The sequence below is a fragment of the Streptomyces zinciresistens K42 genome (assembly GCF_000225525.1).
In the GTDB taxonomy this organism is placed as follows: domain Bacteria; phylum Actinomycetota; class Actinomycetes; order Streptomycetales; family Streptomycetaceae; genus Streptomyces; species Streptomyces zinciresistens.
The window spans coordinates 1-24,829 of sequence record NZ_AGBF01000097.1; the positions used below are offsets into that span (position 1 = coordinate 1).

The window sequence follows — 24,829 nt, forward strand, 5'->3', positions numbered from 1 at the left end:
GGCCCGCGGGGCGGGGCAGCGCCCGCGCGGCGGACCCGTGCCGGGCGCAGCGAACCGGCGGGCCGTCCCGGTCCGGGGGCGGCGAGCCGGTGAGCGTCCCGGTCCCGGGCGATACGGCTACAGCCCGCCGAGCCCCCGCAGCGGTACGGCCGGGTCGGCCAGGTCCTCCGGCGTGACCCGGGCGCGGCATTCGATCAGGGGCTTCGCCGCGCGCAGTTCCCGGGGCCGGTCCAGGCCCGCGGCGGCCACGAGCCGGCCGTCGCGCAGCCAGAACGCCAGGAAGCCGTCCTCCGTGGAGCCGGGCCGCGTGACGAGCCGGTCGCCGGGCGCGCGCCGGCCGTACATCTGAAGGCGCCTGCCGTACTGGTCGGACCAGAAGTAGGGCGCGTCGGAGTGGGACGCGGGCCGGCCGGCCATGGTGGCGCCCACCGCCGTGCCGTGGCGCCGGGCGACGTCCCAGTGTTCGATGCGCCCGCGCCGGACGGTGTACGGGCTGACGTAGCTGGCGACGTCGCCGGCCGCCCACAGCCAGGGGTGGCTGGTCCGGCCGCGTGCGTCGGTGACGATCCCGTCGTCGGTGCGGGCGCCCGCGGCGCGGGCCAGCCCGTCGTTGGGGGTCACCCCGCACCCCACGAGGACGGTGGCGGCCGCGCACCGCGTCCCGTCGTCGAGGACCGCCTCCTCGACCACGCCGTCGCCGCGGAAGCGCGCGACGGTGCGCCCGGTGCGGAAGCGCACGCCCCGCTCGGTGTGCGTCCGGTTCAGGACGCGGGCGGGCCCGGTGTCCAGGACGGCGGCCAGCGGGACGGGCCGCGCCTCCACGACGGTGACGTCGAGCCCCCTGCCGCGGGCGACCGCCGCGGCCTCCAGGCCGATGAAGCCGCCTCCGACGATCAGCAGGCCGCCCCCGGCGTCCAGCCGCGCGGCCAGGGCGCGGGCGTCGTGGATGTCGCGCAGCGAGAGGATGTTGCCGAGGTCCTCGCCGGGCACACCGAGCCGGCGGGGGGAGACCCCGGTGGCCAGGAGGACGGCGTCGGCGGGGAGTTCGTCCCCGGTGTCAAGGACCACCCGGCGGCGCCGGTCGTCCAGCCGCACCGCCCGTGCGCCGAGGGCCAGTTGGATATCCTGGTCGGCGTAGTGGCCGGGCGGGACGATCGGGCGGGGGGCCGCCAGGTCCTCGAACGTCTTGGACAGGGGCGGCCGTTCATAGGGTTCGTACACGTCGGCGTCGACGAGGGTGATGCGGCCCTGGAAGCCCGAGGCGCGCATCGACAGGGCCGCCGCCGCTCCGGCCGCGCTGCCGCCGACGACGACGTGGTGGGGTGTTGCGGTCATGGGTGCGCCGCCCTCAGCCCTGGTGGCGGGGCAGCGTGCCGAAGCTGCTCACGTCGACCACGGTGCCGGTCACGGTGCGGGACTGGGCGCGGGCCGCCAGGAGCACGTACGCGCCGACGTAGTCCTGCGGCCGGGGGGCGATGCGCAGGGCCGAACCCCGCGCCATCAGCTCGTCGATCGGTACGGCCGTACCGATCGCGACGTCCGCCAGGCCCAGGGCGGCGGGGCCCCGCAGGTCGGTGTCCATGCCGCCCGGTGCCACGCCGTTCACCCGGATCTCGGGCGCCAGTTCGTAGGCAAGCTGTTTGACCAGTCCCACGCCCGCGTGCTTGGAGGCCACGTACAGGGGGCCGCCGCCACCCGGGTAGAAGGCGGCGTTGGAGAGGGTGAGCACGAGCGAGCCGCGCGACGCGCGCAGCGCCGGCAGCGCGGCCTTGGCGCCCAGCAGATACCCCTTGACGTTCACCGCGAACAACTCGTCGAATCCGGAGGCGAGTTCGTCGGCAGGGGTGTCCGGCAGCGAGCGGTTGAAGTCCCACAGGCCGGCGTTGCCGACGAAGACGTCGAGTCTGCCGAACGCCTCGACGGCCCGCGCGCAGGCCCGGTCGTTGTCGGCGGCGCTGCGCACGTCCCCGGCGACGGTCTCGACGGCGTCGCCGAGGGACTCCTTGAGCAGGCGCAGCTTGTCCTCGGACTTGTCGAAGGCGACCACGCGGGCGCCTTCCTCGGCGAACCGCTCGACGACGGCCCGGCCGAGTCCGGACCCGGCGCCGGTGACGACGGCCACGTCGTCCTGAAGCCAGCTCATACGGCCTTCTCCTTGATCAGGTAGGTGAGGGGGAGCGCGACGTACACCAGGCCGTCGACGACGGTGGCGGGGTGCACGGCCACCGGGGCGGTGGCGGGGGGCCTGAGCGGAGCGCCGGTGCGCAGGTCGAACCGGGCGAGATGGAGCGTGCATTCGACGGTGCCGTCCTCCACCCAGCCCTCGGCGAGGGAGTAGGTGTCGTGGGTGCAGGTGTCGTCGAGGCAGAAGAACTCCCGGCCCTGGGTGAAGACGGTGGTCGGCGGCAGGGTGCCGAGCGGCAGGCCCTCGTCGTCGGGCACGTCGCGCGTGGTGCACGCCCGCCGCCAGGAGCGGCCCTCGATCGCCGTCAGCCGCGACGCGACCTCGTCGATGATCATGCCGGTCACAGCAGGATCGACAGGCTGGGCAGCAGCAGCGTCGTCTGTTCCAGGACGATCCTGCGGTCCGCGATGCGGTACGGGTATCCCGCCCCGTCGCCTTCGCCTTCGCCGGCCGCCGGGCGCAGCACGTCGAAGCGCTCGCCCACGCACCAGTCCTGGTGCCGCTCCAGTCGGCTGCGGTAGACGAAGAAGTTGGAGGCGACGGCGAGTTCGCCGTCCTCGCGGGGGCTGATCCGCACGTTGGTGATCAGGCGCCGGGTGCGGGAGGGGGGCTCCTCGGACCAGGCGATGCCCGAAGTGAGGCGGCGGACGCGGCCCTTGAGGTATCGCAGGTCGTCGTCGATGTGGGCCGCCTGGTGCGCGGCGGCGATCTCGCGGTCGCGCTCGCGGTGGGTTCGGGTCATCCGGGTGGGCGCCCAGTAGTGGACGTCGTCGGTGAAGAGCTCGATCCACTCGGTGTAGCGGTGTTCGTCGAGCAGTTGGGCCTCCGCGTAGAGGAACTGCTCGACGGTGTGCTGTGTGCGCACATCGGTCGTGCGGTACGCCGGGCCGGCCGCCGGCCGCTCCTGCCGGGTGTCCCCGGGTCGTCCTGTTGCCGCGGTCATGCTTCGGTCACCTCCGGTCGGGGGGCCGCGGCGCTCTCCTCGGCCCGGCGCGCGGCGTCGAGTTCGGCGATCTGCGCCCACGACAGGCCGGACATGAGGTCGTTCCAGCGCCGGTGGAAGCCTCGCGCGGCGCTCTCGCTGAGGGCGTCGCTGGTCCGGCCGGGCAGTCCGTGGACGTCGCGTTCGTCGTGTCCGAGGCCCATGCCGGCGTTGAAGGGGGCGCTGCGGGCCTTCCAGCCGCGCAGCACCTGCTGGATCTCGGTCCAGTTCTCGCCGTCGTCGGTCTCGAAGGAGCCCGCGGGGCTGAAGGTCCGCTGGGTCATGCGGCGGATGTCGGCCTTGACCTCGTCCGGCGCGTCCCTGGGGACGTACGTCCAGGCCCAGACCTCGATCTGGCCCGGCCCGCGCGGGTGCCAGACGCGCATGGTGGCGGGTCCGGCGAGCCAGGAGAAGTTGGGGAAGATCGTGTTGTGCCCGCCGACCTTCAGGATCTGGTCCTCGCTGAGGTTGCCCAGCGCCTGCCCCGCGTGGGCGAGCGTCCACTCGTGGAGGGCGGGGCTGTTGTACATCAGCTCGGTGAACCCGATCTGATCGGCCCAGAAGCTGCCCGAGCCGTGGCCGTTGCCGTGGAACTGCCGGCCCGGCATCAGCGTCTGGTAGCTGGTGCCCGCCCAGAACGCGGGGTCCTCGTGCAGCGCGATCAGGGCTGAGGAGTGCGACACCTCGGCGTGGTACATGTCGCTGGCGAACTGCTCCGAGGCGAACTTCCAGTTGCAGTCGATGACCCACTTGGTGGTGCCCTCGACGAATTCCAGCCCGTTGTCCCAGCGGCCCGCGACGGCGTCGAAGTAGAAGGCCATGTCGCCGAGATAGTCCTCGAACTCGGGGACGTCGGCCGACCAGGTGCCGAAGTAGAAGCCCTTGTACTCGGCGATCCGGGGCACCTTGAGCGCGCCCCACCGGCTCTTGTCGATCTCGTTGCGGTAGGCGCGCTCCTCCTGGGGGACGTTGACGAGGTTGCCCTCCAGGTCGTAGGCCCAGCCGTGGTAGCTGCACGTGAAGGTCCTGCTGGTGCCCTGGTCGCTGCGGCAGATGCGCATGCCCCGGTGCCGGCACTGGTTCAGGAACGCCTTGACCGAGCCGTCGCGCTGGCGGACCACCAGGACCGGGTCCTCGCCCATGTAGGTCTGGACGAAGTCCCCGCGGCCGGGCAGCTGTGAGGTGTGCGCGAGGAACAGCCAGCTGCGGCCGAAGACCTGCTCCAACTCCCGCTCGTAGACGGCCGGATCGGTGTAGATCCGGGGGTCGAGCCGGCCGGCGTCGATGTCGGCCGACTGATCTGCGGGCGCCGTCATCACGCCTCCTCCCCGCCCATGGCCGCCAGGGCGTCCATGTTGAAGTGGTGGCCCCAGACGCTGCCGGCGTCGTGGCGGCCGACCTTCCATGTCGCGTCGTCGACGAGGAGGCCGTCGTAGCCGTACTCGATCGCGAAGCCCGAGGGGGTGACGACGTAGAACGACGTCATCCGGTCGTTGGTGTGCTCGCCCATGCTCATCTGCACCGGGTAGGGGCTGTTCTGGACGAGGTCCAGGGCGCGGCCGACCTGCTCCAGCGTGCCGACCTCGATCATGAGGTGGCCGATGCCCGGGGGGACGCCGTCGAAGGAGCCGAAGGCCGCCGTGTGGTGGCGGGGGTTGCAGTGCAGGAAGTACGCCTCGTTGTCGCCCATCGCGACGGTGTCGCTGAGCCGGAAGCCGAGGACGTCCTGGTAGAACGCGGCGGACTTGACGGCGTCGGAGGTGAACAGGAAGACGTGGCCGAGGCCGAGGTCCCCGCACACGAAGCTCACGCCGCGCGGTGACACGAACGGCTCCTTGCTGCTCTCCTGGCCGACGAACGCCTCGATCACGAAGCCGTCGCCGTCCTGGAACGTGATCAGGCGCTGGACGCGGCGGGCGCGGGCCAGGTCGGGGTCCTCCCGTACGTCGGCACCGCGCCCGGCGAGGTCGGCGGCGAGGGCGTCGAGGGCCTGGGGGGTCGCGACCTCGAAGCCGATCGCCCGGAGGGCGTCCGGTCCGGCCGGGCCGTCCTGGACGACCAGGCGGAACGCGCGGTCGTCGGTGCGGAACATCGCGGTCGACTCGTCGGGGCCGGGCACGTGCTGGGCGCCCAGCACGGTGGTCCCGAAGTCCTTCCACCGGTCCAGGGGACCGCGGACCACCAGATAACCGAGGGATTCGATCCTGCTCATAGCTCTCCTTGGCGGGGCTGTGCGGCGGATGCGCCGGTGCCGAGGAGTATGTGCGGCCCCCGAGGGGCGGGGGCCGCGCTGTTCCGGTGTCCGGAACACCGCACGACCGCCCCCTCGGGGAGCCCGTAGAAGGGACGCATGACTGCTACCGACACTCTTCAGGTGACCGACGGATTCGTCGACGTCCCCGGTTTCCGCGTGCACTACGTCGAGGCGGGCGCCGGACATCCCGTCGTGCTGCTGCACGGCAGCGGGCCGGGCGCCACGGGCATGACCAACTTCGCCCCGAACATCGGGCCGCTGGCCGAGAGGTTCCGGGTGATCGCGGTCGACATGCCCGGGTGGGGCGAGAGCGACACCCAGACCGACGAGACCGGCCGCGACCATGTGCGGGTGCTGGTCGGCCTGCTGGACCGGCTCGGGATCGACCGGGCGGCCCTCGTGGGCAACTCGATGGGCGGGGTGACCGCCGTGTCGACGGCGGTCCTGCACCCGGAGCGGGTCTCGCACCTGGTCACGATGGGGACGCCGGCGCCGTTCCAGGGGGCGTTCCCCCCGGGTGGTCTCACCGAGGGCCTGAAGGTCCTCATGCACGCCTACCGGGAGCCGACGCCGCAGAACATGAAGCGGCTGGTCCAGGTCATGTGCTTCGACCAGCGGGTCGCCACGGACGAACTGGCCGAGGCCCGCTCGGCCGCGGCGCTGGCCCGGCCGGAGCACCTGGACGGCTGGAACTCCCAGTTCGACGGCCCGCCCGCACTCCCTCCCTACTTCGAGCTGGCCGCGCGCCTGGGCACCGTCGCCGCGCCCGCGCTGATCGTCCACGGGCGCGACGACCGGGTCGTGCACTACGAGAACAGCCTGCATCTGGTGACGCGCATCCCCGACAGCCGCATGGTGCTGTTCAACCGCTGCGGGCACTGGGCGCAGATCGAGCACGCCGCCGAGTTCAACCGGCTGGTCGCCGACTTCGTCGGCCACTGACCGAAGCGGTGCCGGGCGGGCCGGCCGCGGCGGGCGGGCCGGGCCGGTGCCCGCCCGGTCCCGCGTCCACGGCCGGGACCGGCCCGCGGACACAACGCCCACCCCCTTCAGGAAGCGCACGAGGCCCCATGGTGTCTTCGCCCACCGATCCCCAGCCCGCGCCCGCGGTGGTCCCGACCAGGATCATCGTCAGGGCGCTGGCCTCCTTCCCGCTGTACTTCGTCGTCATGTTCAGCGTCTGCTACATCAGCGCCTTCCACGCGCCCCGGCCCAACGGCCTGCACCTCGTGGTGGCGGGCCCTGCCTCGGCGGCCGGACCGGTCGTGCGGGCCCTGGACGCCTCCGATCCCGGCGCCTTCGACATCGTCACCGCGCCCGGCGCGGCGGAGGCCCGCGCGCTGCTGGAGACCCGTGAGGCGGCCGGTGCCGTCGTCGTCGGCGAGGGCGTGACGGTCCTCGTCGCGGGCGGCGGCGGAGCGCCCGTGAGGGCGGCGGTGACCGAGATCGGCACGGCGGTGGCGCAACGGGCCGGACTCACCCCGGTCATCGAGGACGTGAGCCCGCTGCCGCGCGGCGACAGCACCGGCACGGGCATCTTCTACCTGCTGATCGTCTCCAGCATGGCCGGCTATCTCACGAGCACGATCCTCACGCAGGCAGCCGCGCATCTGCGTCTGCGCACGAAGTACGCGGTCGTCGCGGGCGCCGCCGTGGCCGGGCCGCTGATCGCCTTCGCGATCGGCTCCGCCTTCCTCGGCACCTACGGTCTGGGCGCGGGCGGTGTCGCGCAACTGCTCGGGGTCCTCGCGGCCTACACCTTCCTGTGCGGCGCCCTCGGGCTCCTCAGCCACCAACTCCTGGGCGCCAACGCCATGATGCTCGTCATGGCACTGGTGGTGTTCCTCAACTTCCCGAGTGCGGGCGGGGCGATCCCGGTGGGGATGCTGCCGGACTTCTGGCAGTGGGTGCACTCCGTCTGGTTCGGGTCGGGGGCCCTGGAGGCCCTGCGGTCGATCGTGTACTTCGACGGCCACGGCGCGGGCGGCCCGCTGCTGCGGCTCGGCCTCTGGACCGTCCTCGCCGCCGCGCTGTCCGCGGCCCTGGCCCGGCGCGCCGCACGCGCCCCCGCCCCGGACCCGCGGGACGAGCCCCTCGTGGAGGGCGGCGTGCCCGCGGTCTGACCCCCACGGCCGTACGCCCTCGGCCGCCGCCCCGGACTCTCGGCCGCCGCACCCCGCCCGAAGCCCCGCCGCCCCTGCCCGGGGACGGCGGGGCGCCCGGCTCAGCCCTCGGTCGGCGCCAGGTCGGTGCCCTTGATCCGGGAGGCGAGTTCGGGTCGCTCCTTGAGCAGGTCGACGGCGATCGGGTCCTTGAAGTACTTCTTGTAGAGCCGGACGTAGGTGCCGTCCTTGATCATGGCGTCGAGCTGCGCGTCGAGGTCCCTGAGCAGTGCGGGGTCGCCGTTCTTGCGCAGGGGGAAGGCGCTGCCCTGGAGGCTGTCGCGCTCGACGGCGATGCGCACCGGCTGCTTCTCGACGTACTCGTCGGCGTCGGCGCCGCCGACCACCATGCCGTTGATCCCGCCGGACAGGAGCTGGGAGATGAGCGCGGTCTGGTCCTTGAACTTGACCAGTCGGGACTTGGGCATGCGCTGGGTGACGAACGCCTCCTGGACCGAACCGCTGACCACGCCGACGCGCTTGCCGTCGAAGTCCGCCAGTTCCCGCTGCGCGGCGCCCTTCTCGGTGAGCACGGCGGTGAAGCCCCAGTAGTAGGGGACGGTGAAGGAGACCTGGCGGGCCCGCTCGGGTGTGGCGCCGACGCCGGCGACGCCGATGTCGTACTGGCCCGCGGAAAGACCGGCGAGGATGCCCTGGAGGTTCGTCGTCTTGTACTGGACCTTGACGTCGAGACGCTTGGCCGCCTCGTTCATCAGGTCGACGGCGAAGCCGGAGGGGTTGCCGGAGGCGTCGGTGACGGCGAAGGGCGGCTGTTCGGCCTGCGTCCCCGCGGTGATCACGCCGTTCTGGACGAGCTTGTACTTGTCGTCGGCGGCTCCGGCCGACCCGCCGTCGCCTCCGCCGCAGGCGGTGAGGGGCAGGAGGAGAACGGCCGCCGAAGCGGCGAGCAGGGTTCTGCGGGTCGTTGCGTGCATGGAACGCTCCTGTGGCGAGGGTGTGCTGGGGATCAGAGGACCTGGGAGAGGAACTGACGCAGCCTGGGGTTCTCGGCGCGCTCGAAGATCCGGCCGGGGGTGTCGATCTCGGCGAGCCGGCCGTCGCACATGAACGCGACACGGTCGGCGGCTTCCCGGGCGAACCCCATCTCGTGCGTGACGACGGCCATCGTCATGCCGCCTGCCGCGAGGTCGCGCATGACGGCGAGGACGTCCTTGACGAGTTCGGGGTCGAGGGCGGAGGTGGCCTCGTCGAAGAGCATCACGTCGGGCTGCATGGCGAGCGCGCGGGCGATGGCGACGCGCTGCTGCTGGCCTCCGGAGAGCTGCGAGGGGCGCCGGTCGGCGAAGGCTTCGAGGCCGACCTCCGCAAGGCGCCGCAGCGCGGTCTCGCGGGCTCGGTCCCTGGGCAGGCCCTTGACCGAGGTGAGCGCGATGCTGACGTTGCGCTCGACGCTCATGTGGGGGAAGAGGTTGAAGTGCTGGAAGACCATCCCGATCCGGGCGCGGGCGGCGTCGACGTCGGCGCCGGGCGCGGTCAGGTGGGTCTCGCCGAGCCAGATCTCGCCGTTGTCGGGCGTCTCCAGCAGGTTGAGGCACTTCAGCAGGGTGGACTTGCCGGAGCCGGACGGGCCGATCAGGCAGAGCGTCTCACCCGCCCGCACGTCGACGGTGATGTCCCGCAGGACGGTGTGGGTGCCATAGCTCTTGCTGAGCCCCGTCACGCGCAGGGCGGGGGCTGCGGTTGCCGCGGTCATGCCTTTTCTCCTGCGGTGGCCGGGACGGGGGGCTGGGGGACGTCCGGTTCGCCGGCGACCGGCGGATCGGTCCGCCGGGGCCCCTCCCTCAGCCGCTTGTCGAGATGGTTGACCAGGTACGTCATCGGGATGGTCAGGGCGAGGTAGCAGACGCCGGCGGCCAGGAGCGGTGAGGAGTTGTAGGTCCGGGCCACCTCTTCCTGGGCGATGAAGAACAGCTCGCGCTGGCCGGCGGCGAGACCCAGGAGGTAGACGAGGGAGCTCTCCTTGATGTCCTTGACGAACTGGCCCGCCATGGCGGGAAGGACGCGCCGGATGCCCTGCGGGACCACGACCAGGCGCATGGCCCGGAGGTAGCTCATGCCGAGGCTGCGGGCCGCCTGGAGCTGGCCGGGGTCCACGCTCTGGATGCCGGAGCGGAAGATCTCGGCGGTGTAGGCGCCGGAGATGATCCCGATGGCCAGGATGGCGTATCCGAAGGGGTCGGTGCCGAAGGGGCGGATACCGGCGGCGGGCAGGCCCACTCCGACGAGCATGACGGTGATGATCACCGGCAGGCCGCGGAAGACGTCGACGTAGATCCGGGCGGGCAGCCGGACCCACCACCGGTCGGACAGCAGGAGCATCGCGGCCAGGAGCGCGATCACGATGCCCACGACGATCGCGCCGGCCGCGATGGCGATGGTGTTGAGGAGTCCCTCGGTGATCAGCCGGGGAAAGGTCTGGGCGATGAGTTCCCAGTTGAAGAACGTGTTGACCAGGGCGTTGGCGGCCAGGTCCGGGGAGGCGAGGTGGGTCATCGGGTGTCCAGGGGGCGGTCGGAGGAGGCGGAGGCGGAGGACCGGAACTCCTCGCGCACGGCGGCGAGGAAGTCCGGGTCGCCGAGGAGGTCGAGCACCAGTGCGGCGAGCCCGGTGGCGATGGTCTCGGTCGCGTCACGCGCCTGCGGGGTGCCGGCCGCCTCCCGCATCTGCTCGGAGTGGCCGGGGGTGTCCCGCGGGCATATTTGCACATAAGGGTGGATGACCGGTATGCGGGTCGACACGTTGCCGATGTCGGAGGAGCCGGCCGGATTGGACGCCGAGGGCGGTTCCAGGTCCAGTCCGAGGGCGGCGGTGTGGGCGGCGAGCCGGTCGGCCATGGTCATGTTGTTGTTGCGTTCGGTGTACCGCGGCGCGGTCTCGGCGTACTCGAAGGCGGTGCCGGTGGCGAGGGCGGCCCCCTCGGCGGCGGCGAGCACCCGGGTCAGGAGCCGGTCCAGTCCCTCGGACGTGGCGTCCCGGACGTACATGTCGAGTTCGCTGTAGGCGGGGACGATGTTGGGGGCGTCGCCGCCGCGGGTGACGATGCCGTGCAGCCGCGCGGTCGGCGGGACGAACTGCCGCATGGCGTCGATCGCCGTGAGGAACAGCTGGGCGCCGGCCGCGGCGGACCTGCCGTCCCAGGGGGCCTTGGCCGCGTGGGCGGCGACACCGGTGAAGGCGATGCGCAGGTGGCTGGCGGCCAGGGCGTGCCGGGCCCGCAGGCTGCGGTCGGCGGGGTGGAACATCACCGCGGCGTCGACGTCGTCGAAGGCGCCCCGCTCCAGCATGAGGATCTTCCCGCCGCCGCCCTCCTCTCCGGGGGTGCCGATGACCTTCAGGGTGCCGGGGTGGTCGGGCCGGGCGGCGGCCACCGCGAGGGCCGCGGTCAGGCCGCCCGCCGCGATCAGGTTGTGCCCGCAGCCGTGGCCGATCCCGGGGAGGGCGTCGTACTCCAGGAGCACGGCGATCGTCGGGCCGTCGGCCGCACCCCGGCGGGTGGCCGTGAAGGCGGTGGGGAGTCCGCAGGCGCCCTTGTCGACCTCGAAGCCGGCGGCACCGAGGCGGCCGGCGAGCTGCTCGGCCGCGTAGTGCTCCTCGAAGCGGGTCTCGGGCATGGTGTGCAGGTCGATGCTCAGCGAGTCGAGATCGGGCCTGAGCCGGTGGACGGCCCGGCGCAGATCGTCGGGGACGGGATGGGACATGGAGGCTCCGCAGTGCTCTGGCGCGAGGACGGTGGCGACGCGTCGGGGTGGCCGAAACGCTAGGAGCCGCGCGAAGTGATGTGGTTATCCTTACCGCAGCCGCGGTAAGCGTTGTCCGGCCTGGGTCTGAACGGGAGGTGGCCGGTGAGTGTGGTCCTCCAGCTCTCGGGCGCCGGCGCCGCGCACATCCGGGCGGGCGCCTCGCCCCTGGCGGAGCTGACCGCCGCCCTGCACGCCTACACCGAGGCGGAGCACCACCCGAGCACCGTCCGCTGGGCCCGCGGGCTGGACGAGGTGTCCGCCGTGGCGCCCCGGTCGGTACTGGAGCCCGCCCTCAGGCAGCGCATCATGGCGGCGGCTCCGCTGTGGGCGACCTACCGCGCCCGCTACCTGCTGCCCATGGACGCGCGTGTCGACCGGTGTCTGTCCGACGAACTGGACGCGGTCGCCGACCTGCCGCTCCCGGTCTTCGCCGAGCTCACCGGGTACGCGGTGCGCGGCGGGAACTCCGGCGCGCCGCTCGACCGGGTGCTGCACGACCCCGCCCAGCGCCGGAGCCTGCTGGCCGCGGCGGAACTGCGCTCCACCACCCGCACCGACCTCGCGCGCAGGCTTCTGGACGACCCCGACGCCCTGCGCCGGCATCTCCTCGCCCTCCTGGCGGAGGCGGCGGCGGTGTTCGAGGCGGAGCTCGGCGCGGCGGCCCGCACCGTCTCCGCGCGCCTGCCGGGACTGAGGTCCGATCTGTCGCGCTCGGGCGCGGGCCCGGCGCTGGCGCGGCTCGATCCGTCGGCCGTCCACCGCGAGTCGCCCTCCAGGGTGGTCTTCGACAAGTTCCACCACGGCATCGTGAACGTGGCGGCCACCGGACTCGTCGTGGTGCCGTCCGTCTTCGGCCGCCCCCACGTGCTGGTGAAGCACGAGCCCGGCGCCATCGCCGTGATCCAGTACCCGGTCGTCCCCGAGGGGTCCGAGCAGCCCGGGTACGCGATGGTCAACCAGCGCCTCGACGTCCTGCGCGATCCGGCACGCCAGCGCATCGCGCGAGCCATCGCACGCGAACCGCTGACCCCTTCGGAACTCGCCGCACGCAGCGGCATGACGCTCCCCCAGGTCTCCCGGCATCTGGGGCGGCTGCGCGAGGCCGACCTCGTGATCGTGGTCCGCGACGGCCGCCGCGCCTATTACCAGCTCAGCCTGGAGCCGGTACGCCGTATCGGGGAGGACCTGCTGGCCGCCCTGTTCCGGTAGTCGGGGTACGGCGGGCCCCGGGGTCCGCGCCGAAGGAGCCGAGGGCGGACCCGTTGACGTGTCCGGCCCCGGGTGGGCGGGCGTCCGGGCGGGGGTGCCGGAGGGCGGGCGGTGCGCGCCCGGCGCGGACACTCCCGGGGCGCGGAGGGGCGGCGCGGGCGCGTGCCGGGGAGACCCGGTTCACTCCGGGGGGATGTGAAAGATCACAGCCATGCCCTCTGCTGCTCCTTCGGCGATCTGCCCTAGCATCCACGCATGACGGTCCTGCCTGACGACGGGCTCTCGTTGGCCGCCGAATTCCCTGACGCAACCCACGAGCAGTGGCAGCACCTGGTAGCGGGTGTGCTGCGCAAGTCGGGCAAGGACGTGTCGGGCGAGGCGGCCGAGGAAGCCCTGTCCACCGCACTGGAGGACGGGATGCGCTCCCGTCCGCTGTACACCGCGCGCGACGCCGCGCCCGACGCCGGTCTGCCGGGCTTCGCCCCGTTCGTCCGCGGCGCACGCGCCGAGGGGAGCACGGCGGGGGGCTGGGACGTACGGCAGCGGCACGCGGCCCTGGCCGACGGCCAGGTGCTGGCGGACCTGGAGAACGGCGTCACCTCGCTGTGGCTGGTGCTCGGTGAGGGCGGCATCCCGGTGTCCTCGCTCCCCGCGGTCCTGGCGGGCGTCCACCTCGACCTGGCCCCGGTGGTCCTGGACGCGGGCGACGAAGTCGAGGCTGCCGCAAGGGAGTTGCTGCGCCTTTACGAGGAGCGGGGCGTGGCCGGGGACGCGGTGCGCGGCGGCCTCGGCGCGGACCCGCTGGGCCATGAGGCGCGTACCGGCACGCCCGGAGCGTTCGGCCCGGTCGCGGCGCTCGCCCGGCGGTGCGCGACGGAGTACCCGGGGCTGCGGGCGCTGACCGTGGACGCCCTGCCCCACCATGAGGCGGGCGGCTCGGCCGCGCAGGAGCTGGGCGCGTCCCTGGCGACCGGCGTGGCGTATCTGCGGGAGCTGACCGGGGCCGGGCTGAGCGTCGAACAGGCTTGTGCGCAACTGGAGTTCCGGTACGCGGCGACCGCGGACCAGTTCCTGACCATCGCCAAGCTGCGGGCCGCCCGCCGGCTGTGGGCGCGGGTGACGGAGGTCTGCGGGGCGCCCGCGGCGCAGCTCCAGCACGCCGTCACCTCACCGGTGATGATGACCCGCCGGGACCCGTGGGTGAACATGCTGCGGACCACGATCGCCACCCTGGCGGCGGGCGTCGGCGGCGCCGCGTCGGTGACCGTGCTCCCCTTCGACCACGCGCTCGGCCTGCCGGACGCGTTCGCGCGGCGCATCGCCCGCAACACCTCCACCGTCCTTGTCGAGGAGTCGCACCTGGCCCGGGTGATCGACCCGGCGGGCGGCTCCTGGTACGTGGAGCGGCTGACGGACGAACTCGCCCACGCGGGCTGGGAGTTCTTCCAGCGGATCGAGCAGGCGGGCGGCCAGGGCGCCGCGTTGCGCTCCGGCCGCCTCGCGGCGGACCTCGCCGAGACCTGGCAGGCGCGCACCGGCCGGCTGGCCAGGCGCCGCGAACCGGTCACGGGCGTCAGCGAGTTCCCGAATCTCGCCGAGCAGCCGGTGCGGCGCGCGCCCGCCCCCGAGCCGCGCTCCGGCGGTCTGCCGCGGGTCCGGCGCGACGAGGCGTACGAGGCGCTGCGCGCCCGTTCCGACGCCCATCTGGCCGCGACCGGCGCCCGGCCGCGGATCTATCTGGCCGCGCTGGGTCCGGCCGCCGCCCACACCGCCCGCCTCACCTTCGCCTCCAACCTGTTCCAGGCGGGCGGCATCGAGCCCGTCACGGAGGGCTCCTTCGGGGAGAGCGGTGCCGGCGAGGCGTGCCTGTGCTCCAGCGACGCCGTGTACGAGGAGCGGGCGGCGTCCGAGGCGGCCAGGCTCAAGGCCGAAGGCGCCTCGCACGTGTTCCTCGCCGGCCGGCCCGGGGACCGTCCCGGCGTCGACGGCCATGTCTACGCGGGGTGCGACGCCGTCGCCGTGCTCGGCGCCGCCCTCGACCGCATGGGAGTGTCCTGATGGGAATCCCCGACTTCGCCGGCATCGAGCTCGGGGAGCCGAGGACCGACGCCGACGCCGACGAGTGGCAGAAGGCGGCCGGGACCGACGGGGCCTTCTGGGAGACCCCGGAGGGCATCGCGGTCAAGCCGCTCTACACCGGCCGTGACCTGGAGGGCCTGGACTTCCTCGGCACCTACCCGGGCACGGCGCCGTATCTGCGCGGACCGTACCCGACGATGTACGTCAACCAGCCCTGGACGATCCGCCAGTACGCGGGGTTCTCGACCGCCGAGGAGTCCAACGCCTTCTACCGGCGCAATCTCGCGGCCGGCCAGAAGGGCCTGTCGGTCGCCTTCGACCTGCCCACCCACCGCGGCTACGACAGCGACCACCCGCGGGTGACCGGCGACGTCGGCATGGCGGGCGTGGCCATCGACTCGATCTACGACATGCGCCAGCTCTTCGACGGCATCCCGCTGGACAGGATGACCGTGTCGATGACGATGAACGGCGCCGTGCTGCCGGTGCTGGCGCTGTACATCGTGGCGGCGGAGGAACAGGGCGTCGCGCCCGGGAAGCTGGCCGGGACCATCCAGAACGACATCCTCAAGGAGTTCATGGTCCGCAACACCTACATCTATCCGCCGAAGCCGTCGATGCGGATCATCTCCGACATCTTCGCCTTCACCTCGCAGCGGATGCCGCGCTACAACTCCATCTCCATCTCCGGCTACCACATCCAGGAGGCCGGGGCCACGGCCGATCTGGAGCTGGCGTACACGCTCGCGGACGGCGTCGAGTACATCCGGGCGGGCCGTGAAGCCGGCCTGGACGTCGACGCGTTCGCGCCGCGGCTGTCGTTCTTCTGGGCGATCGGCATGAACTTCTTCATGGAGGTCGCCAAGCTGCGGGCGGCACGCCTGCTGTGGGCGAAGCTGGTGCGGCAGTTCGACCCGCAGAACGCCAAGTCCCTTTCCCTGCGCACCCACTCGCAGACCTCGGGCTGGTCGCTGACCGCACAGGACGTGTTCAACAACGTCACGCGCACCTGTGTCGAGGCGATGGCCGCCACGCAGGGCCACACGCAGTCGCTGCACACGAACGCGCTCGACGAGGCGCTCGCGCTGCCGACCGACTTCTCCGCGCGCATCGCGCGCAACACCCAGCTGCTGCTCCAGCAGGAGTCCGGCACGACCCGGGTCATCGACCCGTGGGGCGGCAGCGCCTACGTGGAGAAGCTGACGTACGACCTGGCCCGCCGGGCGTGGCAGCACATCCAGGAGGTCGAGGAGGCGGGCGGCATGGCCAGGGCGATCGACGCCGGCATCCCCAAGCTGCGCATCGAGGAGGCCGCGGCCCGCACGCAGGCCCGTATCGACTCCGGCCGCCAGCCGGTGATCGGCGTCAACAAGTACCGCGTGGACAGCGACGAGCAGATCGAGGTGCTCAAGGTCGACAACTCCTCGGTGCGCGCCCGGCAGATCGCCAAGCTGCGGCGGCTGCGCGAGGAGCGCGACGAGCGGGCCTGCCGGGACGCGCTGGACGCGCTGACGCGGGCTGCGGGCGGCGAGGGCAACCTGCTGGAGCTGGCGGTGCACGCGGCGCGCGCCAAGGCGACCGTCGGGGAGATCTCGGACGCCCTGGAGAAGGTGTACGGGCGGCACGCGAGCCAGATCCGTACCATCACGGGCGTGTACCGCAACGAAGCCGGGGAGTCGCCGTCCGTGGACCGTACCCGCACCCTCGTGTCGGACTTCGAGGAGGCCGAGGGCCGCAGGCCGCGCATCCTGGTCGCCAAGATGGGCCAGGACGGCCACGACCGGGGCCAGAAGGTGATCGCGACCGCGTTCGCCGACCTCGGCTTCGACGTCGACGTCGGCCCGCTGTTCCAGACCCCCGCCGAGGTGGCGCGGCAGGCCGTCGAGGCCGACGTGCACGTCGTCGGGGTGTCGTCGCTCGCGGCCGGCCATCTCACCCTCGTACCGGCGCTCAAGGAGCAGCTGGCCGAGGAGGGCCGCGAGGACATCATGATCGTGGTCGGCGGGGTCATCCCGCCGCAGGACGTGCCGACGCTGCTGGAGATGGGCGCGGCGGCCGTGTTCCCGCCCGGGACGGTGATCCCGGACGCGGCGTACGACCTGGTGCGGCGGCTGGCGGCCGGCCTCGGGCACGAGCGGTGATCGACGCCGACGCGTACGTGAAGGGTGTGCTCGACGGCAGGCGGGCGATCGTGGCCCGCGCGATCACGCTCGTCGAGTCCACCCGTCCCCAGCACCGCGTGCTGGCCCAGCGGGTGCTGACCGAGCTGCTGCCGCACAGCGGCCGGGCGCGGCGGATCGGCGTCAGCGGGGTGCCGGGCGTGGGCAAGTCCACGTTCATCGACGCGTTCGGCACGATGCTCACCGGGCTCGGCCACCGGGTGGCGGTGCTGGCGGTCGACCCCTCGTCCAGCCGGACGGGCGGCTCGATCCTCGGCGACAAGACCCGGATGGAGCGACTGGCCGTGGATCCGGCGGCGTTCATCCGCCCCTCCCCCACCAGCGGGACGCTGGGCGGGGTCGCCAAGGCCACCCGGGAGTCCATCGTGGTGATGGAGGCGGCGGGGTACGACGTGGTCCTGGTGGAGACGGTCGGGGTGGGCCAGTCGGAGACGGCCGTGGCCAACATGGTCGACTCCTTCCTGCTGCTCACCCTCGCCCGCACCGGGGACCAGCTCCAGGGCATCAAGAAGGGCGTGCTGGAGCTGGCCGACGTGCTCGCCGTGAACAAGGCGGACGGCCCTCACGAGCGGGACGCGCGGGCCGCCGCGCGTGAACTGGCGGGCGCCCTGCGGCTGATGCACGGCAAGGACGCCGCCTGGACGCCGCCGGTGCTGCACTGCAGCGGCCGGGAGTCGCTGGGGCTGGACGCCGTCTGGGACCGGCTGGAACAGCACCGGACGCTGCTGGACTCCACGGGCCGCCTCGCCGCCAAGCGCCGCGACCAGCAGGTCGACTGGACGTGGACCATGGTCCGCGACGAGCTCCTGGGCCGGCTGCACGCCGACCCCGCCGTACGGTCCCTGGCCCCGGATCTCGAACGACGGGTCAGGGAGGGCGAGTTGACGGCCACGCTGGCTGCCGAGCGGATTCTCGCCGCCTTCGGGGGCGAGCGCGGTCCGGACACCCCCGCCGGGTGACCGCGTCACCCGCCCCCGCACGACCGATCACCACGGAACCTTCGAAAACCTCCTTTCCGGTCGAACCATCCGCAAGGCTGCGCAAGACCCCCAGGACGGCACGCGATGGCGAGCCGTCCGTAATGGCTCCGGTACGCAGCGAGTTGGCACTTCCGCCGCACAGGGAGTCATGTGAGACTGGCGTCCCGTCCGCAGTGCGGACCCCTCCGCACCGTCCCCCACGAGAAGTGCGCCGTGCGTTCCCTTCCCTTGCCTCTCGCCCTCACCGCGCGACTTTCACCGGTCGTCGTGCTCGCCGCCGCGGGCTGGGCGATGTCGTCCGCCCCGGCCGCGCCGCCGGCCTCCGAGGACACCACCACGACCCAGTCGAGCGGGGAGGGCGAGTCGTCGAATGCCCCCGCGGCGGTGGTCGGCTCCAAGGCGTACTCCGCCGCTCCCGCCCCGTGCGGCAGCCTGAGTGAGAAGTCCGTCAAGGACCTCGTACCGGGTGCCAAGACCGCCGGGAAGGAGATCCCGTCGACGGACGCGAAGCTGCGCCGCACCTGCTCCTGGAACGCGCTCAAGGGCTACGACTACCGCTGGCTCGACATCTCCTTCGAGATCAAGGACTCGGAGACCGCGGCGAAGGACTCCTTCAAGGACCGCGTCGCCGCCAAGAGCGGCGGCGGCGACGTCCCCGGGATCGGCTCGGCGGGCTACTCGGTGGTGAACCTCGCCAGCGAGGACAAGCAGCAGAGCCGGGAGGGGCTGGTCGTGATCCGCTCCTCCAACGCGATCGTCGCGGTCACCTACAGCGGCAGCAACTTCGAGTCGAAGCAGGCGCCGCCGCTCGCCGACATCAACAAGGGCGCGATCAAGGCCGCGAGGGAGGCGTTCGCCACGCTCGCGGACAGCCAGAAGTCCTGACCGTCGTCCGCCGCGGGTCCGCTCACGCCTGGGCGGGGCCCTCGCGGCCGCCCGTCAGCGCCGTGGTCGGCGATGAGGATGCCCGCGACGGTGCCGGGCGCAGGCCGATCGATCGGACGGGAGCGGGAAGGCCGTGCGGGGGGCCTTGGAACCCTCCCCGGGACGGCGGGGAGGGCGACCAGGGCGGGGGGGCGGTGGAGAGGTCGTTGAACTCGCCCCGTCTCGCTAGGAGTTGAGGGCTGGGATGACCGACGCCCCGTAGGCGTCGATCACGGACTCCTGCGCGTCGTGCATGTCGTAGACGGCGAACTGGTCGACGCCCAGCTCCCGCAGCGCGGTGAGCTTCTCGACATGCCGGTCGACCGGGCCGATCAGGCAGAACCGGTCGACGATCTCGTCGGGCACGAACCGGGTGTCCGGGTTCCCGGCGCGGCCGTGGTGGGAGTAGTCGTAGCCCTCGCGGGACTTGATGTAGGCGGTGAGCTCGTCGGGGACGGCGGCGGAGTGCTCGCCGTACTTGGCGACCAGGTCGGCGACGTGGTTGCCGACCATGCCGCCGAACCAGCGGCACTGCTCACGGGCGTGGGCGAGGGCGGCCGGGGAGTCGTCCTCGGTGACGTAGGCCGGGGCGGCGACGCAGATCGTCACCGCGTCGGGATCGCGGCCGGCGGCACGCGCCGCGTCCTTGACCGCCTTGACCATGTACTCCGTCAGATAGAGGTCGGCGAGCTGGAGGATGAAGCCGTCGGCCTCCTCACCGGTCATCTTCAGCGCCCTGGGTCCGTACGCCGCCATCCACACGGGGAGTTCGGCGCCGGGCGCGATCCAGGGGAAGCGCACGACGGTACCGCCGAGGTCGGCCTCCCGGCCGCTGCCCAGGGCCCGGATGACCTTCATCGCCTCGCTCATGCGGGCGAGGGTGTTGGGCCTGCGGCCCGCGACCCGCATGGCCGAGTCGCCGCGGCCGATGCCGCAGACGGTGCGGTTGCCGTACATGTCGTTGAGGGTGGCGAACGTGGAGGCGGTGACCTCCCAGGTGCGGGTGCCCGGATTGGTGACCATCGGGCCGACCTTGAGGCGGTCCGTCTGGGCGAGGATCTGGCTGTAGATGACGAACGGCTCCTGCCACAGCACGGCCGAGTCGAAGGTCCAGCCGTGCGTGAAGCCGTTGCGCTCGGCGCGCTTCATCAGGCTGACGACCCGCGAAGCCGGCGGGTCCGTCTGCAGGACGAGTCCGAAGTCCATGTGCTCCGCTCCTAGTTGAGGTACTGGCAGGTGGAGCGGGGCGTGTAGACGCCGTGCCCGGCACGGCCGGTGTACTCCCGCTCGGTGATGACGGGCTCGCCGCGCGAGAGGACCGTCTCGACCCGGCCGGTGGTCCGCCTGCCCTCGTACGCCGAGTAGTCGACGTTCATGTGGTGGGTGTCCGCGCTCATGACCTGCTCGGCCCGCGGGTCGTAGATGACCACGTCGGCGTCGGCGCCGGGCGCCAGCGTGCCCTTCTTCGGGTACATGCCGAACATGCGGGCCGGGGTCGCGCAGGCGATCTCGATCCAGCGGCGGCGGGAGATCCGTCCGTCGACCACCGCCTGATGCAGCAGGTCCATGCGGTTCTCCACACCCGGCAGCCCGTTGGGGATCTTCGAGAAGTCGCCGCGGCCGAGTTCCTTCTGGCCCACGAAGCAGAAGGGGCAGTGGTCGGTGGAGACGACCTGGAGGTCGTTCGTGCGCAGCCCCTTCCACAGCGCGGCCTGGTGCTCCCTGGGCCGCAGGGGCGTCGAGCACACGTACTTGGCGCCCTCGAAGTCCGGCTCGGCGAGGTTGTCGGTGGACAGGAACAGGTACTGCGGGCAGGTCTCGCCGAAGACGTTCAGCCCCTCGTCGCGTGCCCGTGCCAGTTCGGCGACCGCCTCGGTGGCGGAGACGTGCACCACGTACAGCGGGGCCCCCGCGACCTGCGCGAGCCTGATGGCGCGGTGGGTGGCCTCGGCCTCCAGCAGGGCCTTGCGCACCTCCCCGTGGTGGCGGGGGTCGGTCTCGCCGCGGGCCAGCGCCTGCTCGACCAGCACGTCGATCGCGATGCCGTTCTCGGCGTGCATCATGATCAGGCCGCCGTTCCCGGCGGAGCGCTGCATGGCGCGCAGGATCTGGCCGTCGTCGGAGTAGAAGACGCCGGGGTAGGCCATGAACTGCTTGAAGGAGGTCACGCCCTCCTCGACCAGCAGGTCCATCTCCCTGAGCGTGTCCTGGTTCACATCGGAGACGATCATGTGGAAGCCGTAGTCGACCGCGCAGTTGCCCTCGGCCTTGGCGTGCCAGGCGTCCAGCCCTTCGCGCAGCGGGCGGCCGACGCGCTGCACGGCGAAGTCGACGATCGTGGTGGTCCCGCCCCAGGCGGCGGCCCGGGTGCCGGTCTCGAAGGTGTCGGAGGCGAAGGTGCCGCCGAACGGCAGCTCCATGTGGGTGTGGACGTCGACGCCGCCCGGGATGACGTACTTCCCGGTGGCGTCGAGGGTCCGCTCGGCGGTCCATGCCCCGGCGGCCGGGGTGCCGCTCGCGGCGAGGGCGGCGACACGGCCGTCCTCGATCAGGACGTCGGCGTGCATCTCGTCGGACGCGGTGATGACGAGTCCGCCGCGGATGACGGTACGGCTGCTCATACTGCCTCTCCTACCGTGGTCGACACTGGGTTCCTGCGGGGCGGCCGGCCCGGTCCGCGGTGCGCCGCCGGGCCGGCCCGGTCCGCCACGGCCGCGGTGCGCACCGGCTCCGCGAGGCTGACGGCGGCGAACTTCCGCCGCACCAGGCGGGACTGGACCTCCTCGGTCAGCTCGGCGAACGGGAACGGCCGGTGCAGCACCACCAGGGGCGGCCCGCACCGCTCGGCCGCGCGGCGCATCACGCGGGGCGGTGCGGGGAACGCCCGGCCGAGGCCCATCACGAGGGCCGCGGCCTCGGCCCGGTGCAGGGAGCGGGCGTACGCGGCCTGCCTGTCCTCGTCCCCCGCGAGCAGTACCCCGGTGGTGCGGATCCTCTCGCCGCCGCTGGGCATCACGCCGACGTCCGGTGCCCCGGCGACGTGCACCCGGCGCACCGGCCGGTCGAGGCGGCCGGCCCCGGCCGCCTCCTCGGGCTCGCCCGCGAGCACCCGCTCCAGGGTGAGGACCCGCCGCACCGACAGGGCGGGCCGGAGGGGTTCCCGGGGCTCCGGGTGCTCCGAGGCGGCTGTCATGGCGGCGTTCCCTCTTCGCTGCTCACGGGTGGTCCGGCGGGTGTGCGGCTACAGGCTCCGCAGGGCGTTCTCCAGGATCGCGGCGCCCTCCTCGGCCTCGGCCACGGTGAGGGAGAGCGGGGGTGCGACGCGCAGGGCGCTGGTGTTGTGGCCGCCGCCCTTGCCGATGAGCAGGCCGCCCGCGCGGGCCGCCTCCAGCACGGCCGAGGCCGCCACCGGGTCGGCCTCGTCGGTGCCGGGCCGGGTGAGCTCGACGCCCAGCATCAGCCCCCGGCCGCGGACCTCCCGTACGTGCGGCACGTGTGCGGCGACGTCCCGCAGCCGCTCCAGCAGCAGTCCGCCGACGCGCCGGGCGTTGCCCTGGAGGTCGTGTTCCAGCAGGTACGACAGGTTGGCGAGGCCGGCGGCCATGGTGATCTGGGTGCCGCCGAAGGTGGAAATGCTGTTGGCGTCCAGGCAGTTCATGATCTCGGCGCGGGCCACGACACCGCCGATGGACATGCCGTTGCCGATGCCCTTGGCGAAGGTGAGCATGTCGGGCGGCCCCGACCGCGCGTGCGCCTGCCAGCCCCAGAAGTGGTCGCCGGTGCGGCCCCAGCCGGTCTGCACCTCGTCGGAGATCCACAGGATGCCGCGTTCGGCGAGTTCCTCGCGGAAGGCGGCGAAGAGCCCGTCGGGTCCGGAGGTGAAGCCGCCGACGCCCTGGACGGGCTCCGCGATGAGCGCGGCCGGCGGGCGGGTGTGGCCGAGGACGTCCCGGAGGTCGTCCACGCAGGCGGCGATGAACTCCTGGTCGTCGAGGTGGGCGAAGGGGCCGCGGGTGCGGACGCCGCCGTGGACGTACAGCGTCTGCAGGGGCGACAGGGAGGTGGGCGACCAGCCGCGGTTCCCGGTGATGCCGACCGAGCTGAAGGAGCGGCCGTGGTAGCTGTTGCGCATCGCGAGGACCGTGTTGCCGCGCCGGTAGGTGGTCGCGAGCAGCAGGGCGGTGTCGTTGGCCTCGGTGCCGGAGGTGGTGAAGAAGACACGGGCGTCCGGGATGCCGCTCAAGTGGGCGATGCGCTCGGCGAGTTCGACCATGGGTCGGTTGAGGTACAGGGTCGAGGAGTGGATGATCCGCCCCGCCTGCTCGCTCACCGCCTTGGTGACCTCGGGCAGCGCGTGCGCGGTCATCGTGGTGAGGATGCCGCCGAAGAAGTCGAGATAGCGGTTGCCCTCGGAGTCCCACACGTGGCGGCCCTCGCCGTGGGTGAGCTCCAGCGGGTCGTCGTAGTAGAGCGCGAGCCAGTCCGGCAGGACGGCGTGGTGGCGTCCGAGCAGGTCCTTGGTCACGGCTGCACCAGCCCTTCGTAGGCGTCGGGACGGCGGTCGCGGTAGAAGGCCCACTGCTGCCGCACTTCTTCGATGAGGTCGAAGTCGAGGTCGCGCACGACGAGTTCCTCGTCCCTGTCGCTGCCGGGCTCGCCGACGAACCGGCCGCGCGGGTCGACGAAGTACGAGGTCCCGTAGAAGTCGTTGTCCCCGTAGGGCTCCTGGCCGACCCGGTTGATGGCGGCGACGAAGTACTCGTTGGCGACGGCTGCCGCGGGCTGCTCCAGCTGCCACAGGTAGGCCGAAAGGCCGCGTGAGGTGGCGGACGGGTTGTAGACCAACTGGGCGCCGTTCAGGCCGAGTTGCCGCCAGCCCTCGGGGAAGTGGCGGTCGTAGCAGATGTAGACGCCGACCTTGCCGACGGCGGTGTCGAAGACGGGCCAGCCGAGGTTCCCCGGCTTGAAGTAGTACTTCTCCCAGAAGCCCTTGACCTGGGGGATGTGGTGCTTGCGGTACTTGCCGAGGTAGCTGCCGTCGGCGTCGATCACGGCCGCGGTGTTGTAGTAGAAGCCGGACTGCTCGACCTCGAAGACCGGGACGACGATCACCATGCCCGTCTCGCGGGCCAGCTCCCGCATCCGCCGCACGGTCGGCCCGTCCGGGACCGGCTCGGCCCAGCCGTAGTGCTCCGGCTCCTGGACCTGGCAGAAGTAGGGAGCGTTGAAGACTTCCTGGAAGCCGATGATCCCGGCGCCCCTGCGGGCCGCCTCGCGGGCGTGCTCCTCGTGTTTCGCCACCATGGACTCGGTGTCGCCGGTCCAGGTGGCCTGGACCAGTGCGGCACGGACGACGTTGGCCATGAGCTGCTCCTTCGACGGGACGTCAGAGCCTCTACGCCCGTAGAGCGGGCCGTAGAGGCTTGAAAGTAAGCCCCCCGGAACAGCCTTGCCAAGACCATCGTCGTCAACCCGCTGACTCGATCACGTTTCACACTCCCGTGGGTGAGGGGCGGGGCCGGTGGGAGGGGTGGGCCGGGGCCGGTGGGAGGGGTGGGCAGGGTGGTGCGCCGCAGGGCGGTCTCACGCGGTGAAGCCCGCCACCCGCAGCGCGTGGACGAGGTCCCAGTGCCGCTCCTCGGAGACGCCCCGGGCCGCCGCCAGCAGGAGCGGGACGAGCGTGCCCGGCCCGGGTTCCGCGCTGCGGGCCGCCTCCTCGGGGGTGCGGACCCGGACGTAGGCGTCGAGCAGCGCGCGGATCTCGCGCCGCCGCCCCTCGCCGGCCAGGCCGAGCACGGCACGCCCGATCTCCTGGGCGGGCCGTGCCACGCCCTGGCGCAGGATGCGCTCCCCGTCGCCGGTGTGCCCGGCCGCGGCGAGCGCGTCGGCGGCGGCCACGAGCCGCTCGGCGGGCAGTGAGGCGGCCTCCCACAGCAGGGTCGCCCAGTCGGCGCCGAGACCGGTGCGCCGCAGCTCGGCGGCGAGCGGCGGGAGGCGGCGCGCGGGCCAGTGCGCGACCTCGACGAGCAGCGCGTGCGCCTCGCCGCTGCGCCCCTCGCCCCGCAGCCGCGCCAGCGCCGTGACGATCCGGGCGATGTCCCGCCGGTCAGCGG

22 protein-coding genes and 1 pseudogene are annotated in these 24,829 nt (G+C 72.7%); 7 read left to right on the plus strand and 16 right to left on the minus strand.

Annotated features, from left to right (window positions below):
- Window positions 1-117: 117 nt before the first annotated feature.
- From SZN_RS22990 to SZN_RS23015, 6 genes are read right to left on the minus strand one after another with little or no spacing between them, the layout of a single operon-like run.
- Window positions 118-1,335 carry an NAD(P)/FAD-dependent oxidoreductase gene (locus SZN_RS22990; RefSeq protein WP_007499169.1) on the minus strand — a complete coding sequence of 406 codons (1,218 nt, stop codon included), beginning with the start codon at window positions 1,333-1,335 and terminating at the stop codon, window positions 118-120.
- A gap of 13 nt (window positions 1,336-1,348) precedes the next feature.
- Complete coding sequence (hcaB, locus tag SZN_RS22995) at window positions 1,349-2,143, minus strand: 3-(cis-5,6-dihydroxycyclohexa-1,3-dien-1-yl)propanoate dehydrogenase (protein ID WP_007499170.1); 795 nt, start codon at window positions 2,141-2,143, stop codon at window positions 1,349-1,351.
- Window positions 2,140-2,520, minus strand: a complete 381-nt coding sequence (locus SZN_RS23000) for a non-heme iron oxygenase ferredoxin subunit (RefSeq protein ID WP_043732535.1) — start codon at window positions 2,518-2,520, stop codon at window positions 2,140-2,142. The genes hcaB and SZN_RS23000 overlap by 4 nt, the downstream gene beginning before the upstream one ends.
- A gap of 5 nt (window positions 2,521-2,525) precedes the next feature.
- Entirely contained in the window at window positions 2,526-3,128 is a 603-nt protein-coding gene (locus tag SZN_RS23005; protein ID WP_007499172.1) for an aromatic-ring-hydroxylating dioxygenase subunit beta, read from the minus strand.
- Window positions 3,125-4,483 carry an aromatic ring-hydroxylating oxygenase subunit alpha gene (locus SZN_RS23010; RefSeq protein WP_007499173.1) on the minus strand — a complete coding sequence of 453 codons (1,359 nt, stop codon included), beginning with the start codon at window positions 4,481-4,483 and terminating at the stop codon, window positions 3,125-3,127. The genes SZN_RS23005 and SZN_RS23010 overlap by 4 nt, the downstream gene beginning before the upstream one ends.
- A complete protein-coding gene (locus tag SZN_RS23015; RefSeq protein ID WP_007499174.1) occupies window positions 4,483-5,379 on the minus strand; it encodes a VOC family protein in 897 nt (298 codons plus the stop codon). The genes SZN_RS23010 and SZN_RS23015 overlap by 1 nt, the downstream gene beginning before the upstream one ends.
- Before the next feature lie 138 nt (window positions 5,380-5,517).
- On the opposite strand from SZN_RS23015, the gene SZN_RS23020 reads away from it, so the two are divergent.
- Complete coding sequence (locus SZN_RS23020) at window positions 5,518-6,363, plus strand: alpha/beta fold hydrolase (RefSeq protein WP_043732532.1); 846 nt, start codon at window positions 5,518-5,520, stop codon at window positions 6,361-6,363.
- A 128-nt stretch (window positions 6,364-6,491) separates the two neighbouring features.
- A complete protein-coding gene (locus SZN_RS23025; RefSeq protein WP_007499176.1) occupies window positions 6,492-7,544 on the plus strand; it encodes an ABC transporter permease in 1,053 nt (350 codons plus the stop codon).
- Between the two features lie 101 nt (window positions 7,545-7,645).
- On the opposite strand, the gene SZN_RS23030 is transcribed toward SZN_RS23025, so the two are convergent.
- The 4 genes from SZN_RS23030 to SZN_RS23045 are packed head-to-tail and all read right to left on the minus strand — an operon-like array spanning window position 7,646 to window position 11,302.
- Window positions 7,646-8,518, minus strand: a complete 873-nt coding sequence (locus SZN_RS23030; RefSeq protein WP_007499177.1) for a substrate-binding periplasmic protein — start codon at window positions 8,516-8,518, stop codon at window positions 7,646-7,648.
- Between the two features lie 32 nt (window positions 8,519-8,550).
- Window positions 8,551-9,297, minus strand: coding sequence for an amino acid ABC transporter ATP-binding protein (locus SZN_RS23035; protein WP_007499178.1), 747 nt, complete (start codon window positions 9,295-9,297; stop codon window positions 8,551-8,553).
- On the minus strand, window positions 9,294-10,097 hold the full coding sequence (locus SZN_RS23040) for an amino acid ABC transporter permease (protein WP_007499179.1): 804 nt from the start codon (window positions 10,095-10,097) through the stop codon (window positions 9,294-9,296). The genes SZN_RS23035 and SZN_RS23040 overlap by 4 nt, the downstream gene beginning before the upstream one ends.
- Window positions 10,094-11,302 (minus strand): amidohydrolase, encoded by a 1,209-nt coding sequence (locus SZN_RS23045; protein ID WP_007499180.1) that lies wholly within the window; start codon window positions 11,300-11,302, stop codon window positions 10,094-10,096. The genes SZN_RS23040 and SZN_RS23045 overlap by 4 nt, the downstream gene beginning before the upstream one ends.
- Window positions 11,303-11,446: 144 nt before the next feature.
- Here SZN_RS23045 and SZN_RS23050 point away from each other — a divergent pair, with 144 nt between their 5' ends.
- From SZN_RS23050 to SZN_RS23070, 5 genes are all read left to right on the plus strand, one after another.
- Window positions 11,447-12,553 carry an ArsR/SmtB family transcription factor gene (locus tag SZN_RS23050; RefSeq protein ID WP_007499181.1) on the plus strand — a complete coding sequence of 369 codons (1,107 nt, stop codon included), beginning with the start codon at window positions 11,447-11,449 and terminating at the stop codon, window positions 12,551-12,553.
- Window positions 12,554-12,808: 255 nt separating this feature from the next.
- Complete coding sequence (locus tag SZN_RS23055) at window positions 12,809-14,611, plus strand: methylmalonyl-CoA mutase subunit beta (RefSeq protein WP_007499182.1); 1,803 nt, start codon at window positions 12,809-12,811, stop codon at window positions 14,609-14,611.
- Window positions 14,611-16,773, plus strand: a complete 2,163-nt coding sequence (gene scpA / locus SZN_RS23060; protein WP_007499183.1) for a methylmalonyl-CoA mutase — start codon at window positions 14,611-14,613, stop codon at window positions 16,771-16,773. The genes SZN_RS23055 and scpA overlap by 1 nt, the downstream gene beginning before the upstream one ends.
- Window positions 16,770-17,771 carry a methylmalonyl Co-A mutase-associated GTPase MeaB gene (gene meaB / locus SZN_RS23065; RefSeq protein ID WP_007499184.1) on the plus strand — a complete coding sequence of 334 codons (1,002 nt, stop codon included), beginning with the start codon at window positions 16,770-16,772 and terminating at the stop codon, window positions 17,769-17,771. Before scpA ends, meaB begins: the two co-directional genes overlap by 4 nt.
- A gap of 234 nt (window positions 17,772-18,005) precedes the next feature.
- Complete coding sequence (locus SZN_RS23070; RefSeq protein WP_043732554.1) at window positions 18,006-18,677, plus strand: hypothetical protein; 672 nt, start codon at window positions 18,006-18,008, stop codon at window positions 18,675-18,677.
- A gap of 225 nt (window positions 18,678-18,902) precedes the next feature.
- On the opposite strand, the gene SZN_RS23075 is transcribed toward SZN_RS23070, so the two are convergent.
- The 6 genes and pseudogenes from SZN_RS23075 to SZN_RS23100 form a co-directional block, all read right to left on the minus strand.
- Window positions 18,903-19,922: a TIGR03842 family LLM class F420-dependent oxidoreductase gene (locus tag SZN_RS23075; RefSeq protein ID WP_007499186.1), complete on the minus strand. Its 1,020-nt coding sequence runs from the start codon at window positions 19,920-19,922 to the stop codon at window positions 18,903-18,905.
- Between the two features lie 11 nt (window positions 19,923-19,933).
- Window positions 19,934-21,337, minus strand: coding sequence for a dihydropyrimidinase (gene hydA / locus SZN_RS23080; RefSeq protein WP_007499189.1), 1,404 nt, complete (start codon window positions 21,335-21,337; stop codon window positions 19,934-19,936).
- Between the two features lie 92 nt (window positions 21,338-21,429).
- Window positions 21,430-21,909, minus strand: a pseudogene (locus SZN_RS23085) (PucR family transcriptional regulator ligand-binding domain-containing protein); the annotation flags it as partial.
- 48 nt (window positions 21,910-21,957) lie between these two features.
- Complete coding sequence (locus SZN_RS23090) at window positions 21,958-23,241, minus strand: aspartate aminotransferase family protein (protein WP_007499193.1); 1,284 nt, start codon at window positions 23,239-23,241, stop codon at window positions 21,958-21,960.
- The gene (locus SZN_RS23095; RefSeq protein ID WP_007499195.1) at window positions 23,238-24,080 is read right to left on the minus strand and encodes a nitrilase-related carbon-nitrogen hydrolase; all 843 of its coding nucleotides are present in this window, start codon (window positions 24,078-24,080) and stop codon (window positions 23,238-23,240) included. Before SZN_RS23095 ends, SZN_RS23090 begins: the two co-directional genes overlap by 4 nt.
- Before the next feature lie 219 nt (window positions 24,081-24,299).
- Window positions 24,300-24,829 (minus strand): hypothetical protein (locus tag SZN_RS23100; protein ID WP_007499197.1); only part of this gene is annotated, 530 nt, incomplete at its 5' end.